We start from the raw sequence: 14,874 nt of genomic DNA on the forward strand, positions 1-14,874 counted from the left end.
GCTCAGCAACATCTTCCAGCCGTCCGGCGTTTGCGGACTGGGGGCCCGGAGGCAAGGCCCCCAGTTCGGGAAAGGGCGGGGTGGGGAAGGGTCAGGCCCGCCTGAACCTCAGCGTGCGCAGTTCGAAGGGCCGGAGCGTCACCCGGACTCCGCCGGTCACCGCCTCGCCCTCCCCGAGCGGCCGCTCAAGCAGGTCGGTCGGGGTGACGGACACCGCGGGGAACCCGGGAGCGACGACGGCCGAGGCCCGCCCGCCCAGCGCCTCGTGGAACCGCACCACCACGTCCCCGCTCCCGTCGTCCGCCAGCTTCACCGCCGTGACGACCACCGCGTCGTTGTCGACCGCGACCAGCGGTGCGACCGGCCCGGCGCCGGTCACCGTGCGTTCGGGCAGGTTCACCCGGTAGCCCTCCCGTACCGCGTCGCCGATCGTCGCGCCCGGCACCAGCGCGTGCCGGAACCGGTGCAGGCCCTGGTCGGTCTCCGGGTCGGGGAAGCGCGGGGCGCGCAGGAGCGAGACCCGCAGGGTCGTCGTCGTACCCGCGTCGCGGGAACGTACCGTGCGCGTGACGTCATGGCCGTACGTCGAGTCGGTGACCAGCGCCACCCCCCAGCCCGGCTCCTCCAGGTGCACGAACCGGTGGTTGCACGCCTCGAACTTGGCGGCCTCCCAGCTGGTGTTGGTGTGGGTGGCCCGGTGGAAGTGGCCGAACTGGGTCTCGGACGCGTACCGCTCGGCGTGCACGTCCAGCGGGAAGGCCAGCTTCAGGAACTTCTCCGTCTCGTGCCAGTCGACCTCGGTTTCGATGTCCAGGCGGCCCGAGCCGGGGGCGAGGGAAAGGAGCTGGGTGACCCTCGATGCCCCGAAGGTCCTGACCACCCGCACCGACGCGCCCTCCCCCGCCGTCACCTCATCGGCTTCGATCAGGTCCGTCACCGAGTTGCGGTAGAACGCGTCGACGTCCCACGCGTCCCACATGTTCGGGAAGTCGGGGTGGATCTGGAGCAGGTTCGCGGGGCTCTCCGGCGCGATCGACTCCCGGTCCGCCTCCAGGTCGTACGCCGAGACCACCAGGCCCCGCCCGTCGATCACCACGCGCAGCCGTCCGTTGTCGAGGACGAAGCCCCCGTCCGGGGCGGCGGAGCGATCGACGTTTGCGGCCGGCGCCACCACCGCGGCCGCTCCCGCCGCCACTTGATGGCGCGCGTGCGGCGCCGCGTTGAAGACGAGGCGCCGGCCGCCCTCGCCCGCCAGCGCGCGCTGGGCGGACTCGATGATGCCGGTCAGCTCGGCGGCGACAGCCGCGTACGTCTTCTCGGCCTCGCGGTGCACCCAGGCGATGGACGACCCCGGCAGGATGTCGTGGAACTGGTGGAGGAGGACGGTTTTCCAGATCCGGTCCAACTCGGCGTGGGGATAGGCGAATTCGGCGTCGCGCACCGCCGCCGTCGCCGACCACAGTTCGGCCTCGCGCAGCAGGTGTTCGCTGCGCCGGTTGCCCTGCTTCGTCTTGGCCTGGCTGGTGAGGGTGGCCCGGTGCAGTTCCAGGTACAGCTCGCCGACCCACACCGCCGGGTTCGGGTACTCCGCCTCGGCCTTCTCGAAGAACTCCGCGGGCCTCTCCCACACGACCCGCGCGCTGCCCTCCAGGTTCCGCAGCCGGGCCGCCTTGGCGATCATCTCGCGGGTGGTGCCGCCGCCCCCGTCGCCCCAGCCGGTCGGCGCGAGCGAGTGCCGGGCGACGCCCTTGTCCTTGAAGTTCCGTGCCGCGTGGGCGATCTCGCTGCCCTTCATGGCGCAGTTGTAGGTGTCGACGGGCGGGAAGTGGGTGAAGATCCGGGTGCCGTCGATGCCCTCCCACTGGAACGTGTGGTGCGGGAACTTGTTGGTCTGGGACCAGGAGATCTTCTGGGTCAGGAGCCACTTGGAGCCCGCCGCCTTGATGATCTGCGGCAATCCGGCCGCGAACCCGAAGGTGTCCGGCAGCCACGCCTCTTCGTTCTCGACCCCGAACTCGTCCAGGAAGAAACGCTTGCCGTGCACGAACTGCCGGGCCATCGCCTCGGAGCCCGGCATGTTGGTGTCGGCCTCCACCCACATGCCGCCGGCCGGTACGAAGCGGCCGTCGGCGACCGCCTTGACGACCTTCGCCCACACCTCGGGGCGGTGCTCCTTGATCCACGCCCACTGCTGGGCCTGCGACATGGCGAAGACGAACTCCGGCTCGTCGTCCAGGAGCGCCGTCATGTTGGACGTGGTGCGCGCCACCTTGCGTACGGTCTCGCGCAGCGGCCACAGCCACGCCGAGTCGATGTGGGCGTGACCGACCGCGCTGATGCGGTGGGCGGAGGGCTCGGCGGGCGATGACAGAACGCCCTCCAGCTCCGAACGGGCCGCCGCCGCAGTGCCGTTGACGTCCTGGAGGTCGATCGCGTCGAGGGCCCGGTCCACGGCGCGCAGGATGTCCCAGCGCCGGCCCGATTCGACGGGCAGCTCCCGCATCAGCTCGCCGAGCACCTCCAGGTCGATGACCAGGCGCCACACGGTCTCGTCGAAGACCGCGAGGTCCATCCGGGCCAGCTTGTACTGCGGCTCGCTCCCGGCGGTCTCCCGGTCGCCCAACTGGGTGGGCAGGAAGGGGTGGTAGTCCAGGATCACCGGGTTGGAGGCGGCCTCGACATGCAGGCGCACCTCTTCGCCACCGTCGACGGGGGCCCCGACGCGCACCCACTGGTTGCGCGGGTTGAGGCCCTTCACCGGGGTGCCGTCGGGTCGGTAGACCAGGCCCTCGCACTGGAAGCCCGGCATGTTCTCGTCGAAGCCGAGGTCGAGGATCGCCTCCACCGACTTCCCCGCCCACTCCTCGGGCACGGTCCCGGTGACCCGGAACCAGCTGGTCCCCCAGGGCGCGCCCCACATGTCGCCGACCACGATCGGCCGCGGCTCGCCGGCCAGCCCGTCGGCCACCGGCACCGGTTCCCCCGGCGCGTGCCATACGGCGACCTCCAGCGGCACCGACTCGGGGTACACCGCTGGACGGACGCGCTCGTCCAGAACGCGCTTGAGGCGGGCTTCGACCAGGCCGCGGTCGTCATGCATGAGGGGTGTCCCTTTCGGAGTCGGTGAGGTGGTTACCAGGGGTGGACGGCCGGGGCCGCGCCGGACGCGGTGTACAGCTCGCCCAGGGCACGCACCTCGAAGTGTGCTCGCCGCTCGCCCTGTTCGGGCGCCAGTCCGGGTACGTAGTACGCCTGCTGGCAGGTTCCGCCGAGGAAGCGCCGGCTGCCGTCGGGCAGGATCCGGTGCAGCTCGTAGTGGCGTACCGGTCCGGGGGCGGCCCGCCAGCCGAAGCGCAGGCCGTCGGGGCCCGCGGTCACCTTCAACCGGGTTGGGGCGGACGGCACTTGACGGCGGTCATGCACGGCCAGGGCGCCCAGGCGGTAGGTGAGCGGGCCGGTCGCGGTGAGGCGTACGCCCAGGGCCCGCGCCGTCCCGGTCAGCCCTGCCAGGCTCAGCGTCGTCGTCCCCCAGCCGGTGCCCGCGCCGAGGGTCCCGGCGGGTAGGTAGGTGTACGGGTGGGGTGCGCCCGGAGTCGCGGGCTCGCCCGTGGCCACGGCCAGCTCGACGGCTATCTCGCCCCGGTCGGCGCGGTGGGTGAGCTCGACCACCGTTCGGCTGGTGAGGGCGAGGCGCGTCGCGTACAGGTCGAGGGTGACGGGCGCTCCCGGCGCGCCGTCGACCAGGACGCTGCTGCCGCCGCGCCAGGCGTCCGCGAAGTCGAAGGTGACGGACGGACGGCGGCCCGTGGTGCGGGTGACCCAGCGGCGGGAGGGCAGCCGGTCCTGGAGGCCGAGGTGGTTCCAGGGTGCGGCGGAGGTCACCGTGCCGCGGTCGTACCAGCGCAGTCCGTGCCCGGTGTTGAACGTCGTCGCGAAGGGCAGTGCGGTGATCGTCGAGCGGTCGGCGACGGCGACGGCCGGGGCGCGCCAGGAGGCGTCGGTGTCGGGCCGCGAGGGGTCGAGGGAGGGGCCGGTCCAGAAACGGTCGTCAGCGGCGTGGAAGTCGCCGGGGGTACGGTTCGCGGGAAGGTGGCCCAGCGTCCACTCGGGCCGGTAGAAGCCGTACGAGACGATGTGCGCCCGGTGGTTCGGGATGATGGCGTCCCAGTCCACCGGGGTGTCCCAGCCGTTGGACTCCACGTCCACGCCCGCCCGCAACTCATAGCGGCAACGGCCCAGTTGCTGCGCCTTGTGCCCGGAGGACGCGAGGGTGTTCGCCGTCCAGCGGAAGTCGAGGAACATGTCGTCGGCGGCCTGGAAGAACGTCTGGTTCTGGCTGGTGAGCGCGCCCTGCCAGCTCACCGAACCGTTCGCGGTCATCGAGTCGTACCAGGTGACGCGCTGCCCCCTGGCCGCGCCGAGCGAGGTCAGCTCCTTGAGGAAGCCGCGCATGTCCGTGGCGAGGGCGGTGTTGCCGCCGTCGGTCTCGGCGTTGACGAACCAGCCGTCGAAGCCGTACGCGGCGGCTACCGCGACCAGCTGGGCGGCCAGCGGATAGCGGCCCACGGCGTCCTTCTGGACGAGGTCGCGGGTCCACTGGAGCTGTCCCCCGTAAGCGACGGGCGGCAGGAAGACGTTGCCGAGCACGGGCACGCCGTGGCGGTGGGCGGCGTCCACGACCGGCGCGTTCGGCGCGAGGATGAGGCCCTCGCCCGAGGAGCCGCCCCAGAAGACCAGTTCGTCGATGTAGGCCCAGTGCGTCAGCGCGTAGTAGTCGGCGGTGGCGGCGCCCTGTGCGGGGTTGGCGGCGGTGGGGCCGAAGGAGACGAGGGCCTGGATGCGGGCCTGGTCGCCGCGGGCGGTCGGGTTCGCCGCGGTGGGCGTGAAGCGCGGCGCCAGCGGCACCGAGGAGGCGTTGAACGCCAGATCGGCGTCGGTCGCCGAGTGCCAGGACTTGAGGCTGCGCCAGGTGACACCCGCTCCCGGGCTGCCCTCGGGCAACGAGTCCGGATACCAGTAGGAGGCGTACGGCCGGCGCGCCTGGGCGCCATTCCCCTTGGCCATGGCGGGAGTTGAGGGGAGCGCGGCGGCCGTGGCGCCGACTCCGGCGGCGAGCAGGACGGTGCGTCTGGTGGGCTTCACGGGGTGCCTCCTGGCGGGAGCGTTACCGGACCTGGTCGGGGGTGACGACTTCGGTGATGCCGCGTGCGGTGAGGTGGTCGTGGTCCCGCGCGCGTGCGTCGAGGACGGTGGTGGGGCGGGCGCCGTCGGCGGTGAGCCGGAAGAACGCCTCGAAGACGGGGCCGCCGGGGGCACACACCGAGCGGTTCGACGGGTCCTCGGGCACGACGAGCGCGGTGGTGCGGGGCGCGGGCGCGTAGTCGCGTACCCCGTCGCGGAACGCGGCGGCGGCCCGCGCGAGCACCTGGGCGGTGTCCTTCGGCCGCCCGTCGTTCGTCAACAGGCCCAGCCCGTATTCGAGTTCGGGGAAGTCCGCGAGGTCGCGCGAGACGTCGTGGGAGCACCACCAGGTGATGCCCCACAGGTCCGGGCAGTCCAGGGCGTTCTCGATGGTCGCCCCGGTGAACGCGGCGGCGTGCACCGGCGGCACCAGGGGCGCCGGTGCGCCGACCTCCTGGAGCCAGACCGGCCGGTGCGGATCCTCGGCCCAGGCCTTGGACAGCTCGATCAGATAGGCGCCGTGGTGCTCGCTCGCGGCGGAGCGGCGTCCGTGGCGCTGCGCGGTGCCGTTGAACACCCAGGAGTGCACGGCGGTCAGCGCGCCGCGCCGGGCGGCCTGCGCCGGGGTGAACGGCATGTCGTCCTGGTACCAGCACGCGTCGTACTCGGCGTGCAGGTGGAGCTTGCCGGGCGCGCCCTCCTCGCAGGCCGCCAGCATCCGCTCCAGCCACCGGTCGATCTCGGCCTCGGTGGCCCGGTCGGGGTCGGGGTGCGGACCCGCCGAGAACTGGTTGACCTCGTTGCCGAGCGTCATGCCGATGAAGTTGGGCCGGTCGGCCAGCGCGGCGGCCAGGGTGCGCAGGTACGCGGCCTGCCCGTCGGCGACGTCGGGGTCGGTGAAGAGGTTGCGGCGGTGCCAGGTCCTGGTCCAGGCGGGCAGGAAGTCGAAGCTGGACAGGTGCCCTTGCAGACCGTCGACGTTGACGTCCAGACCGCGTTCGGCGGCGGCGTCCGCGAGGTCCACGAGGTGCTCGACCGCGCGGGGCCGGATCAGGGTGCGGTTGGGCTGGAAGTAGGGCCAGAGCGGGAAGACGCGTACGTGGTCGAGCCCGAGGGAGGCGATCGAGTCGAGGTCGGCCCGCACCGCGTTTGGATCGTAGTCGAGCCAGTGGTGGAACCAGCCTTGGCTGGGCGTGTAGTTGACGCCGAAGCGGGGGGCCGCCATGAGGGTAGTGACTCCAGAGGTGTTGTACGGGGAGCGGACGCGCGGGTCAGCCCTTGACGGCGCCTTCGCCGACGCCCTTGAAGAAGAACCGCTGCAAACAGGCGAACATCACGATCAGCGGTGCGACGGCGATGACGGTGCCCGCCGCGACGACGCGCTGGTTGTTGGAGAACGTGCCGTGCAGGAAGTTCAGGCCGACGGTCAGCGTGAAGTGGTCGGAGTCGGACAGCACGATCAGCGGCCACAGGAAGTCGTCCCAGGCGCCCATGAAGGCGAAGATCGCGACGACCGCGAGGGTGCCCTTGACGGCGGGCAGCGCGATCCTGGTGAACCGCTGCCACACGTTGGCGCCGTCGATGACGGCCGCCTCTTCGATCTCGTACGGAAGGTTGTCGAAGGCGTTGCGCATCAGCAGCACGTTCATCGCGCCGATGCAGCCGGGGAGCACGACGGCGACCAGGGTGTTGTTGAGTTCGAGGGTGCGCATGGTCGCGAACTGGGCCAGCATGGTCGCTTCCATGGGCACCAGCAGGGCGAGTACGAAGACGGCCGCGGCGGCGGCGCGCCCCCTGAACCGGAGCCGGGAGAGCGCGTATCCGGCCATCGCGGCGCCGGCCACGTTGGTCAGGACGTTGCTGACGGCGACCTTGACGGAGTTCAGGACGAAGTCCCAGACCGGGATGATGTCCGCGACGCCCTGGTAGTTGGCGAAGGTCGGATGCTCGGGAAGCAGTCTGGGCGGCGAGGTGTAGATGTCCTCGGTGGTGCCCTTGAGCGAGGTGGACAGCTGCCACAGGAACGGCCCGATCATGATGAGCAGCACGATCAGGAGGGCCGTGTACCGCAGCGCCCGCACCGTGCGACGGCGGGGCACGCGTTCTGGACGCGGCTGGGCGGGGGTGTGGGCGGCGGCGGCCATCAGCCCTTGTCCTTCCGGTCGGCCCGCAGTACGAGGAGCATCAGGACCAGGGTCAGCAGGAACAGCACGATGGACATGGCCGAGGCGTAACCGGTGCGGCCCTGGAGGCCGCTGCCGACGCGCTGGATGAGCATGACGAGGGTGGTGTCGTCGCCCCCGGGCCCGCCGGTCGGTCCGGCGATCAGGAAGACCTCGGTGAAGACCTTGAAGGCGGAGACCGAGGAGAGGGCGGCCACCAGGACCATCGTGGAGCGCACGGACGGCATCGTGATGGAGACGAAGCGGCGGATCGGGCCCGCGCCGTCGACCTCGGCGGCCTCGTGCAGTTCCTTCGGTACGTTCGCGAGCGCCGCGAGGTAAATGATCATGTAGTAGCCGAGGCCCTTCCACACGGTCAGCGCCATCGAACTGAGCAGCAGCAGCCACTGGTTGGAAAGGAACGGCACCGGGTCGATGCCCACCAGGCGCAGCACCCCGTTGACGAAACCGCGGTCGTCCAGCATCCACACCCACATCAGCGCGACGACCACCACGGACGCCACGACCGGCGTGTAGTACGCGGACCGGAAGAAGGCGATGCCGGGGATGTGCCGCTGTACCAGGAGCGCGAGCAGCAGCGGCAGGAAGACCAGGCAGGGCACGACCAGGGCCACGTACAGCGCGCTGTTGCGCAGCGCCACCCAGAACTGGTCGTCGTGCACGAGTGCGGTGAAGTTGTCGAAGCCGACGAAGTCGCCGGTGGTGAGGGTGCGGGCGTCGGTGAACGACTTCCACACGGTGGCGAGGAACGGGTAGAGGTTGAAGGCGAGGGTGATCAGGAGGCCGGGCGCCAGGAACAGCCAGGGGCTGAACGCCTTGTGGGTACGGGCCGCGGTGCGGCCCGCGCGCCGGCCGGGGGCGGCGGTGCGCGGTCGGCCCGCGGCCCCCTTCGCGGCGACGGTCGGGGTGGAGGTGCTCATCGCCGGGACCGCCGGATCGGTGTCGAGGTGGTCATGTCGCGTTCCGCCGGATCACTTCTGCTGGATCAGCTTGGTCATCTGCTCCGCCGCGCCGTCCAGGGCCTCCTTCGGGGACTCCTTGCCCTGGAGGCACTTGGCGATCTCGTTGCGCAGGATCGTCTTCATCTCGTCGCTGAAGAGGACGGGTGTGTAGTTGACGGCGGTCGGCAGCATCCTGGCGGAGGCGACCCGGATCTTGCCCTCCTCCGTGCCGTCGGCCCTGGTCCAGTACTCCTTGTCGAGCGAGCCCTTGGTGCTGGGGAAGACGGCGACCTTGTGGCCGAAGTCCTCCTGGTTCTTCTGGTCGGTGACGAAGTGCGCGAAGGCGAGCGCGGTCGCGGCGTTCTTGCTCTGCGAGTTGACCGACAGGCCCTGCAAGTACATGTTCTGCTTGCCGGTGTTGGTCGGTACGTCGGTGATGCCGAGGCTGTTGTAGAGCGTGGGCGCGTTCTTCTTGAAGGTGTCCAGGTCGTGGGCGCTGCCGGGGTTCATGGCGAACTCCTGCTGGAGGAACTTCTGCCCGGCGGTCTCGGCGGTCAGCGTCAGCGCCTGCTGGTGGAGCCCACCCTCCTTGAACATCTCCTGATACTTCGTCAGGAACCCGACGCCCTTGGCGTCATTGAACGTGAACCGCTTCCCGTCCTTGCTCATGATGTCGACGCCGTACCGCCCGAAGTCCTCGACGGTCGGCGGCTGGGCGAGCGTCGCCTTGCCCTTCTTCGCCAGCTGGGCGGCGTCCGCGAAGAGGTCGTCGAAGGTCTTCGGCGCCTTGTCGGGGTCGAGTCCGGCGTCCTTGAACATGGACTTGTTGTAGAAGAGCGGGCCGGTGTTCAGGTACCAGGGGAAGGCGTACGAGCCGTCGAGTCCCGGCATGTCGAAGCCCTGCCAGGCGCCGTCCAGGTATTCGGGCTTGAATGTGCCCGCGACCTTGTCCTTGTCGAGATTGAGCAGGGTGCCTGCCTTGGCCAGCGGATAGGCGAGGTCCGGGGAGAGGTTCACGACATCGGGGAGGGTGCCGGCGGAGGCGTCGGCGCTCAGCTTGTCGGCGTAGTTGTCGGCGGGCTGGTCCACCCACTTCACCTTCGTGCCGGGGTTAGCCTTCTCGAAGTCCTTGATGACGCCTTCGAAGTAGTCCTTGAAGTTGGCGCGGAGGTTCCAGGTCTGGAACTTGATCTCGCCCTCGATCTTCCCGTCGGTGGCGGAACCCGCACCGCTCCCACCGCCGCCGCACGCGCTGAGCACGGTGAGCGAGAGGGCCGCGCCGAGACCGACGGCCGTCCGGATCGCGACACTGCGATGAATGGACATGAGTGGCTGACTCCTTCGCCTCGTCCCGATGACGTTGCCGCACACCATGCAGCGCGAATTAATTGGCCGTCAATACCGAATAACTGGGCCAATTGACTAAACTCGCAGCTCAGCGCCACTAAAAAGGACTAAAGTCCCGAAAAACAGGTGGCAACTAACGCGGTTTAGTCACAGGCAGCTAAACCGCGTTACCATCGGCCCATGAGCGAGATCGAAAACGATGCGTCGCCGCCCCGCCGCCCGACCATGAAGGACGTGGCCAGGGAGGCGGGCGTCTCCACGAGCGCCGTCTCCTTCGCCCTCAACAACCGGCCCGGGGTGTCCGATTCGACCCGCCGCCGGGTGATACGGGTGGCCGACCGGCTGGGCTGGCGGCCCAGTTCGGCCGCCCGCGCGCTGTCCGGCGAGAACGCGGGCGCGGTCGGCATGGTGCTCGCCCGCCCGGCGGACAGCCTGGGCGTGGAGTCGTTCTTCCTCCAGCTCGTGTCCGGCATCCAGGCGAGCCTCGCCCCGCGCGACCACGCGCTGGTCTTCCAGATGGTCGAGGACGTGCAGGCGGAGTGCGAGCTGTACCGGCGCTGGTGGGCGGAGGGCCGCGTCGACGGGGTGATCGTGGTGGACCCGAGGGTCTCGGACCCGCGGCCCGAGACCCTGGCGGTCCTCGGCCTGCCCGCCGTGATCATCGGCGGCATGGAGGCCCCCGGCAACCCCGACGCACCCCAACTCCCGCGCCAGGCACGGCTGTCCAACATCTGGGCGGACGACGCGGGCGCGATGGATCTGATCGTCCGCCACCTGTACGCGCTCGGCCATCGCCGCATCGCCCACATCGCCGGCACGCCGGGCTTCGCCCACACGGCCCGCAGGATCGCCTCACTGCGCGCCGCCGCTCGCCGCCTCGGCCTGGAGAACGCGGTCTCCGTGACCACGGACTTCACGGACCGCCAGGGGGCGAAGGCGGCGCGGCGGTTGTTCTCGGGGCCGATCCCGCCCACCGCGCTCATCTGCGACAACGAGGTGATGGCGGTGGCGGCGGTGAGCGTGGCGGCCGAGCGCGGACTCCTCATCCCCCGGGACGTCTCGGTGGTGTCCTGGGAGGACTCGGTGATCTGCCACACGCTGCACCCCCAACTCACCGCGCTGGTAAGGAAGGCGGACGAGTTCGGCGAGCGTGCGGCCTCGCAGCTCCTGTCCCTCCTGGACGGCGCCACCCCCGGCCAGATCCAGGACCCGCTGCCCAGATTGCAACCCCGCGAAAGCACGGGGCCGCCGCCGGCCTAGGCCCGGCCGGCGCCGCCCCGCCCCTCAGTCCCGCGCCAGCCGCCGGTCCCACGGATGCCCCAACTCCGCGTGCCGATGAGCCAGTTCGACCCAGCGCGCGGCCAGCTCCCGGCTGTCCGCCGCGACGACCTCCACGGCCAGCAACTTGATCAGCGCGCACTCGGCGCACGCTTGGGGATCGACCGCCCCCGGCCGCGGCCGCGTGAACTCCGCGAGCTCCCCGGCGTCCAGATTCAGGCCGGTGCCCGCGCCGTGCGGGTGGCCGCGGATGATACGGGTCGCCTGACGCACGGCGGCGGGGCTCCCCGTCATGTGCGCACCGGCCCGCGCACCGCTGGCCGCTTGGCAGATGTCACACCCGGGCACGGGCAGCGATTCGAGCGGGGCCGCGGGCGGCTCCCCGGGCTCCGACCGCCTTCGCAGTCCGCTCAGTGCGGCCCTGAGCACGTCCGGACTGGGCGCCTCGCGAGCACCCCGGTTCCTGATCATCAGCGACTCCCCTCCGTAACAAAACGGCTACCGACAGGAGTGAGCGTGGCCTAGAGTGAAGCAGTCTTCAACTTGCGTGGTTTGCTCGGAGAGTTGGGAGCCCCGATGGTGAATCGCAGGGAGCTGGACCCCGACCAGTCACCCAGCGCCCGCTTCGGCCAGCGCCTACGCGCCTTGCGGGACGCACGCGGCTGGACACAGGACGAACTGGGCGAGCGCATGGGGTTCTCCGGGACACACATTTCCGCAGTCGAAACCAATCGGCGGCCGCCAACTCCTCGCTTCGCGGCGAGCGCTGACAAGGCGCTGGGGACGGGCGATCAGCTCGAACGGCAGGGCCGGGCCGTGTGGCACACCGCGATACTGGAAGGGTTCCCGGAGTACGTCGCCCAAGAGGTGCGCGCGGCGGAAATGCGCCTCTTCGAACTGGGAATCATCCCGGGGCTGCTCCAGACACCCGAGTACGCCGCCGCCATCACCACGGGCGCCGTGCGGCGCGGGGCGATCACAGAACATCAGGCCGAGGAACGGCTGTCGCTCCTGGCTCGGCGGCAGGCGTCCCTGGAGCGGACTCCCGCTCCCCTGGTGTACGTGGTGCTCGACGAAAGTTGCGTACGGCGCACGGTGGGCGGAACTCGCGTCATGAGGGCTCAACTGGACAGGCTCATCGGCTTCGCCGAACTGCCCTCGACGGTATTGCAGGTGGCCCCTTACGATCTCGGCGAACGGCGCGCCTTCGACCTGCCCGTAACGCTGCTGACCCTTCCGGACCGTGCCCATGTCGCGTACGCCGAGTCCGCTCAACAGGGCCGCCTGGAGCGCGATATGCGGTTCGTACAGCCACTGTTGACGGCCTACCATCAGCTACAGGCCGAAGCACTGTCGCAGGCGGCATCCGTGGCCGTGATCGAAGAGGCACGAAAGGGCACACCGTGACGACGACCGACACCCCTCGCTGGTTCACATCCTCTTACAGCAGCAACGGCGGCCAGTGCGTCGAGGTCGCCGCCAACCTCGCCGGCTCACACGGCGTGGTCCCCGTCCGGGACAGCAAGAACCCGGACGGCCCGACACTCACCCTCTCCGCGGCGGCCTTCACCGCACTCATAGAGTTCGCCAGGCGTGCCGACGCCTAGCCGCGCCTGCTGGCGCTGAAGCCCCGCCTCTCCGGTCCTTCGGAGCGGCGGGGCCTTTTTGGGCTAGGGCTCCAACCCACCCAGCGCCCCCGGCAACTCCCCCGTATGCAGCACCCCCAACCTCTGCGTCGCCCGGGTCAGTGCGACGTACAGGTCGCTCACGCCGAACTCCCCCGGCTCGACCACGAGGACCGCGTCGAACTCCAGGCCCTTGGCCTGGCGGGGGTCGAGCAGGACGACCTCCTGGGTGAGATCGGGCGTCGGCCCGGACGCCGTGCCGGGCAGGGCCGCGGTGAGCGAGCCGTGCAGCGTCCCCGGCGCGATCACCGCGAGGCGGCCGGAGCCGCGCTCGGCCGCGACGGCCTGCGCCACCGCCGGGGCCAGCGCGTCGGGCGCGACCCGGCGCGCCCAGGGCCGCACCCCCGTGGACCGCACCGACCGCGGCGGCGCGAAGGAGGGATCGGCGTCCCGCAGCACCCCGGCCGCGACGTCCATGATCTCGGCAGGCGTACGGTAGTTGACCCCCAGGCGGACGTGCTCCCAGTGGTCGTCGGCGACGTAGGGCGCGAGGATCCGCTCCCAGGAGCCCACCCCCGCCGCGTCCGCGGTCTGCGCCGGGTCCCCGACCAGCGTCATGGAGCGGGTCGGGCAGCGCCGCATGAGCAGCCGCCACGCCATCGCGGAGAGCTCCTGCGCCTCGTCCACGATGATGTGGCCGAAAGCCCAGGTCCGGTCCGCCGCCGCCCGTTCGGCGGCGCTGCGGTGGTCGGCCTCCTCGTGCCGCTCGGCCATCCGCTCGGCGTCGATGATGTTGTGCGCGGCGAGCACCTCGGACTCCTCGTCCTCGAACTCGTACGTCTCCGAGCCCGCCGAGAGGTCGAGGACACCCTGCGCGTAGGCGATCCGCTCCTGGCGTTCGGCCTCGGCGGCGGCTTGCGCCGCGCTGTCGTCCTCGCCGAGCAGTTCGGCCGCCTCGTCGAGCAGCGGCACGTCCCCCGGCGTCCAGGCACCGCCCTCACGCCGGATCAACTCGACTTCGGCGTCGGGGAGATGGGAAGGGTCGGCGAGGAAGTCCGCCACGAACTCCTGCGGCGTGAGCAGCGGCCAGAGCGTCTCGATCGCGGCGTGCACCTCGCGGCTGGTCGCGATCTCCTTGCCCATCTGGGCGACGTCGTCGGGGCCGAGCAGGTTCGGCCCGCCGTAGGGGTCGGCACCGATGCGTTCCACGAGCTGGGCGGTGAGCGCGTCGATGATGTGGAAGGCGAAGTGCGGCCGGGCCAGGTTGTGCGGCAGGCCGCTCTCGCGCGCCCGCCACCGGGCGTCCTCCGCCATCGCCCGGTCGAGCTGGATCGTCTGGTACCCCTCGTGCTCGATGTCGATGGCCCACTCGGGCACGGTCTGCCGGTCGCGCACGGCGAGGGCGAGCACCTGCGCCATCGCCGCGCGGCCCTTGACCTCGGCCGCCTCCGGGGTGTCGGTGCCCGTCGCGCGTACGCCGGGGAACAGCTCGGCCACGGTGGACAGGAGCACCCCGGTCTCGCCGAGCGAGGGCAGTACGTCGCCGATGTAGCCGAGGAAGGCGGGGTTGGGCCCGACGATGAGCACGGCCCGCCGGGCGAGCAACTCCCGGTGCTCGTAGAGCAGATACGCCGCCCGGTGCAGCGCGACCACGGTCTTGCCGGTGCCCGGCCCGCCCTCGACCACGAGCACGCCCCGGTGCGGGGCCCGGATGATGCGGTCCTGCTCGGCCTGGATGGTCTGCACGATGTCGTGCATCCGTCCGGTGCGGGCGGCGTCGAGTGCGGCGAGCAGCACCTCGTCGGCGTTGGCGCCCTCGTGGCCCGTGCGCTGCGAGTCCGTCAGGTCCAGGAGCTCGTCGTGGAGTGCTGTGACGGTGCGGCCCTGGGTGGTGATGTGTCGGCGGCGCCGCAATCCCATCGGGGAATGCCCGGTGGCGAGATAGAAGGGCCGGGCGACTTCGGCCCGCCAGTCGATCACGACAGGAGTACGTTCCTGATCGTCCCGGCGGATTCCAATGCGCCCGACGTGGTGCGTCGCACCGTCCCGGAAATCGAGCCTGCCGAAACACAGTCCGTTCTCGCCCGCGTTGAGGGCGGCGAGCAGCCCGGACTGCTCCGCGACCAGCACATCGCGCTCAAGCCGGGCCTGAAGACCAGTTCCGGCCTGCGACAACGCCGCCTGCGCCGCGGCCTCGGCCTGGCCCCGCAGCTCATCGAGGCGGGCGTAGAGACCGGTGATGAATTGCTGTTCCTTCCGAAATTCCTCGGTTGACAATTCCACTCCTGACGCGATACAGTGTTTCCATAAGGCTTCTTT

Annotated in this window: 11 protein-coding genes; 3 read left to right on the forward strand and 8 right to left on the reverse strand. The window is 70.7% G+C overall.

Annotated features, from left to right (window positions below; genetic code table 11):
* Positions 1 to 91: 91 nt before the first annotated feature.
* The 6 genes from OG522_RS11915 to OG522_RS11940 are packed head-to-tail and all read right to left on the reverse strand — an operon-like array spanning position 92 to position 9,631.
* Positions 92 to 3,100 carry an alpha-mannosidase gene (locus OG522_RS11915; RefSeq protein WP_329462937.1) on the reverse strand — a complete coding sequence of 1,003 codons (3,009 nt, stop codon included), beginning with the start codon at positions 3,098 to 3,100 and terminating at the stop codon, positions 92 to 94.
* Between the two features lie 32 nt (positions 3,101 to 3,132).
* Positions 3,133 to 5,142, reverse strand: coding sequence for an endo-beta-N-acetylglucosaminidase (locus OG522_RS11920; protein WP_329462938.1), 2,010 nt, complete (start codon positions 5,140 to 5,142; stop codon positions 3,133 to 3,135).
* A gap of 22 nt (positions 5,143 to 5,164) precedes the next feature.
* Complete coding sequence (locus OG522_RS11925; protein WP_329462939.1) at positions 5,165 to 6,406, reverse strand: glycoside hydrolase 5 family protein; 1,242 nt, start codon at positions 6,404 to 6,406, stop codon at positions 5,165 to 5,167.
* A 46-nt stretch (positions 6,407 to 6,452) separates the two neighbouring features.
* On the reverse strand, positions 6,453 to 7,325 hold the full coding sequence (locus tag OG522_RS11930) for a carbohydrate ABC transporter permease (protein WP_329462940.1): 873 nt from the start codon (positions 7,323 to 7,325) through the stop codon (positions 6,453 to 6,455).
* Complete coding sequence (locus tag OG522_RS11935; RefSeq protein WP_329462941.1) at positions 7,325 to 8,284, reverse strand: carbohydrate ABC transporter permease; 960 nt, start codon at positions 8,282 to 8,284, stop codon at positions 7,325 to 7,327. Before OG522_RS11935 ends, OG522_RS11930 begins: the two co-directional genes overlap by 1 nt.
* 51 nt (positions 8,285 to 8,335) lie before the next feature.
* On the reverse strand, positions 8,336 to 9,631 hold the full coding sequence (locus OG522_RS11940) for an ABC transporter substrate-binding protein (RefSeq protein ID WP_329462942.1): 1,296 nt from the start codon (positions 9,629 to 9,631) through the stop codon (positions 8,336 to 8,338).
* Between the two features lie 201 nt (positions 9,632 to 9,832).
* Here OG522_RS11940 and OG522_RS11945 point away from each other — a divergent pair, with 201 nt between their 5' ends.
* Positions 9,833 to 10,912, forward strand: a complete 1,080-nt coding sequence (locus OG522_RS11945; protein ID WP_329462943.1) for a LacI family DNA-binding transcriptional regulator — start codon at positions 9,833 to 9,835, stop codon at positions 10,910 to 10,912.
* Between the two features lie 24 nt (positions 10,913 to 10,936).
* Here the strand turns inward: OG522_RS11945 and OG522_RS11950 are convergent, their stop codons facing one another.
* Complete coding sequence (locus tag OG522_RS11950) at positions 10,937 to 11,401, reverse strand: hypothetical protein (RefSeq protein ID WP_329462944.1); 465 nt, start codon at positions 11,399 to 11,401, stop codon at positions 10,937 to 10,939.
* A 105-nt stretch (positions 11,402 to 11,506) separates the two neighbouring features.
* Here OG522_RS11950 and OG522_RS11955 point away from each other — a divergent pair, with 105 nt between their 5' ends.
* Together OG522_RS11955 and OG522_RS11960 are read left to right on the forward strand one after the other, a co-directional pair.
* Entirely contained in the window at positions 11,507 to 12,337 is an 831-nt protein-coding gene (locus tag OG522_RS11955) for a helix-turn-helix domain-containing protein (protein ID WP_329462945.1), read from the forward strand.
* Complete coding sequence (locus OG522_RS11960; protein WP_329462946.1) at positions 12,334 to 12,537, forward strand: DUF397 domain-containing protein; 204 nt, start codon at positions 12,334 to 12,336, stop codon at positions 12,535 to 12,537. The genes OG522_RS11955 and OG522_RS11960 overlap by 4 nt, the downstream gene beginning before the upstream one ends.
* 63 nt (positions 12,538 to 12,600) lie before the next feature.
* On the opposite strand, the gene OG522_RS11965 is transcribed toward OG522_RS11960, so the two are convergent.
* Positions 12,601 to 14,832 carry a HelD family protein gene (locus tag OG522_RS11965; protein ID WP_329462947.1) on the reverse strand — a complete coding sequence of 744 codons (2,232 nt, stop codon included), beginning with the start codon at positions 14,830 to 14,832 and terminating at the stop codon, positions 12,601 to 12,603.
* Positions 14,833 to 14,874 lie beyond the last annotated feature (42 nt).

The sequence above is a fragment of the Streptomyces sp. NBC_01431 genome (assembly GCF_036231355.1).
Classification (GTDB): domain Bacteria; phylum Actinomycetota; class Actinomycetes; order Streptomycetales; family Streptomycetaceae; genus Streptomyces.

Excerpts from the sequence above, each read along its gene's own strand:
- OG522_RS11915 (WP_329462937.1), bottom strand. The coding sequence starts at position 3,100 with ATGCATGACGACCGCGGCCTGGTCGAAGCCCGCCTCAAGCGCGTTCTG.
- OG522_RS11925 (WP_329462939.1), bottom strand. The coding sequence starts at position 6,406 with ATGGCGGCCCCCCGCTTCGGCGTCAACTACACGCCCAGCCAAGGCTGG.
- OG522_RS11930 (WP_329462940.1), bottom strand. The coding sequence starts at position 7,325 with ATGGCCGCCGCCGCCCACACCCCCGCCCAGCCGCGTCCAGAACGCGTG.
- OG522_RS11935 (WP_329462941.1), bottom strand. The coding sequence starts at position 8,284 with ATGAGCACCTCCACCCCGACCGTCGCCGCGAAGGGGGCCGCGGGCCGA.
- OG522_RS11940 (WP_329462942.1), bottom strand. The coding sequence starts at position 9,631 with ATGTCCATTCATCGCAGTGTCGCGATCCGGACGGCCGTCGGTCTCGGC.
- OG522_RS11945 (WP_329462943.1), top strand. The coding sequence starts at position 9,833 with ATGAGCGAGATCGAAAACGATGCGTCGCCGCCCCGCCGCCCGACCATG.
- OG522_RS11950 (WP_329462944.1), bottom strand. The coding sequence starts at position 11,401 with ATGATCAGGAACCGGGGTGCTCGCGAGGCGCCCAGTCCGGACGTGCTC.
- OG522_RS11955 (WP_329462945.1), top strand. The coding sequence starts at position 11,507 with ATGGTGAATCGCAGGGAGCTGGACCCCGACCAGTCACCCAGCGCCCGC.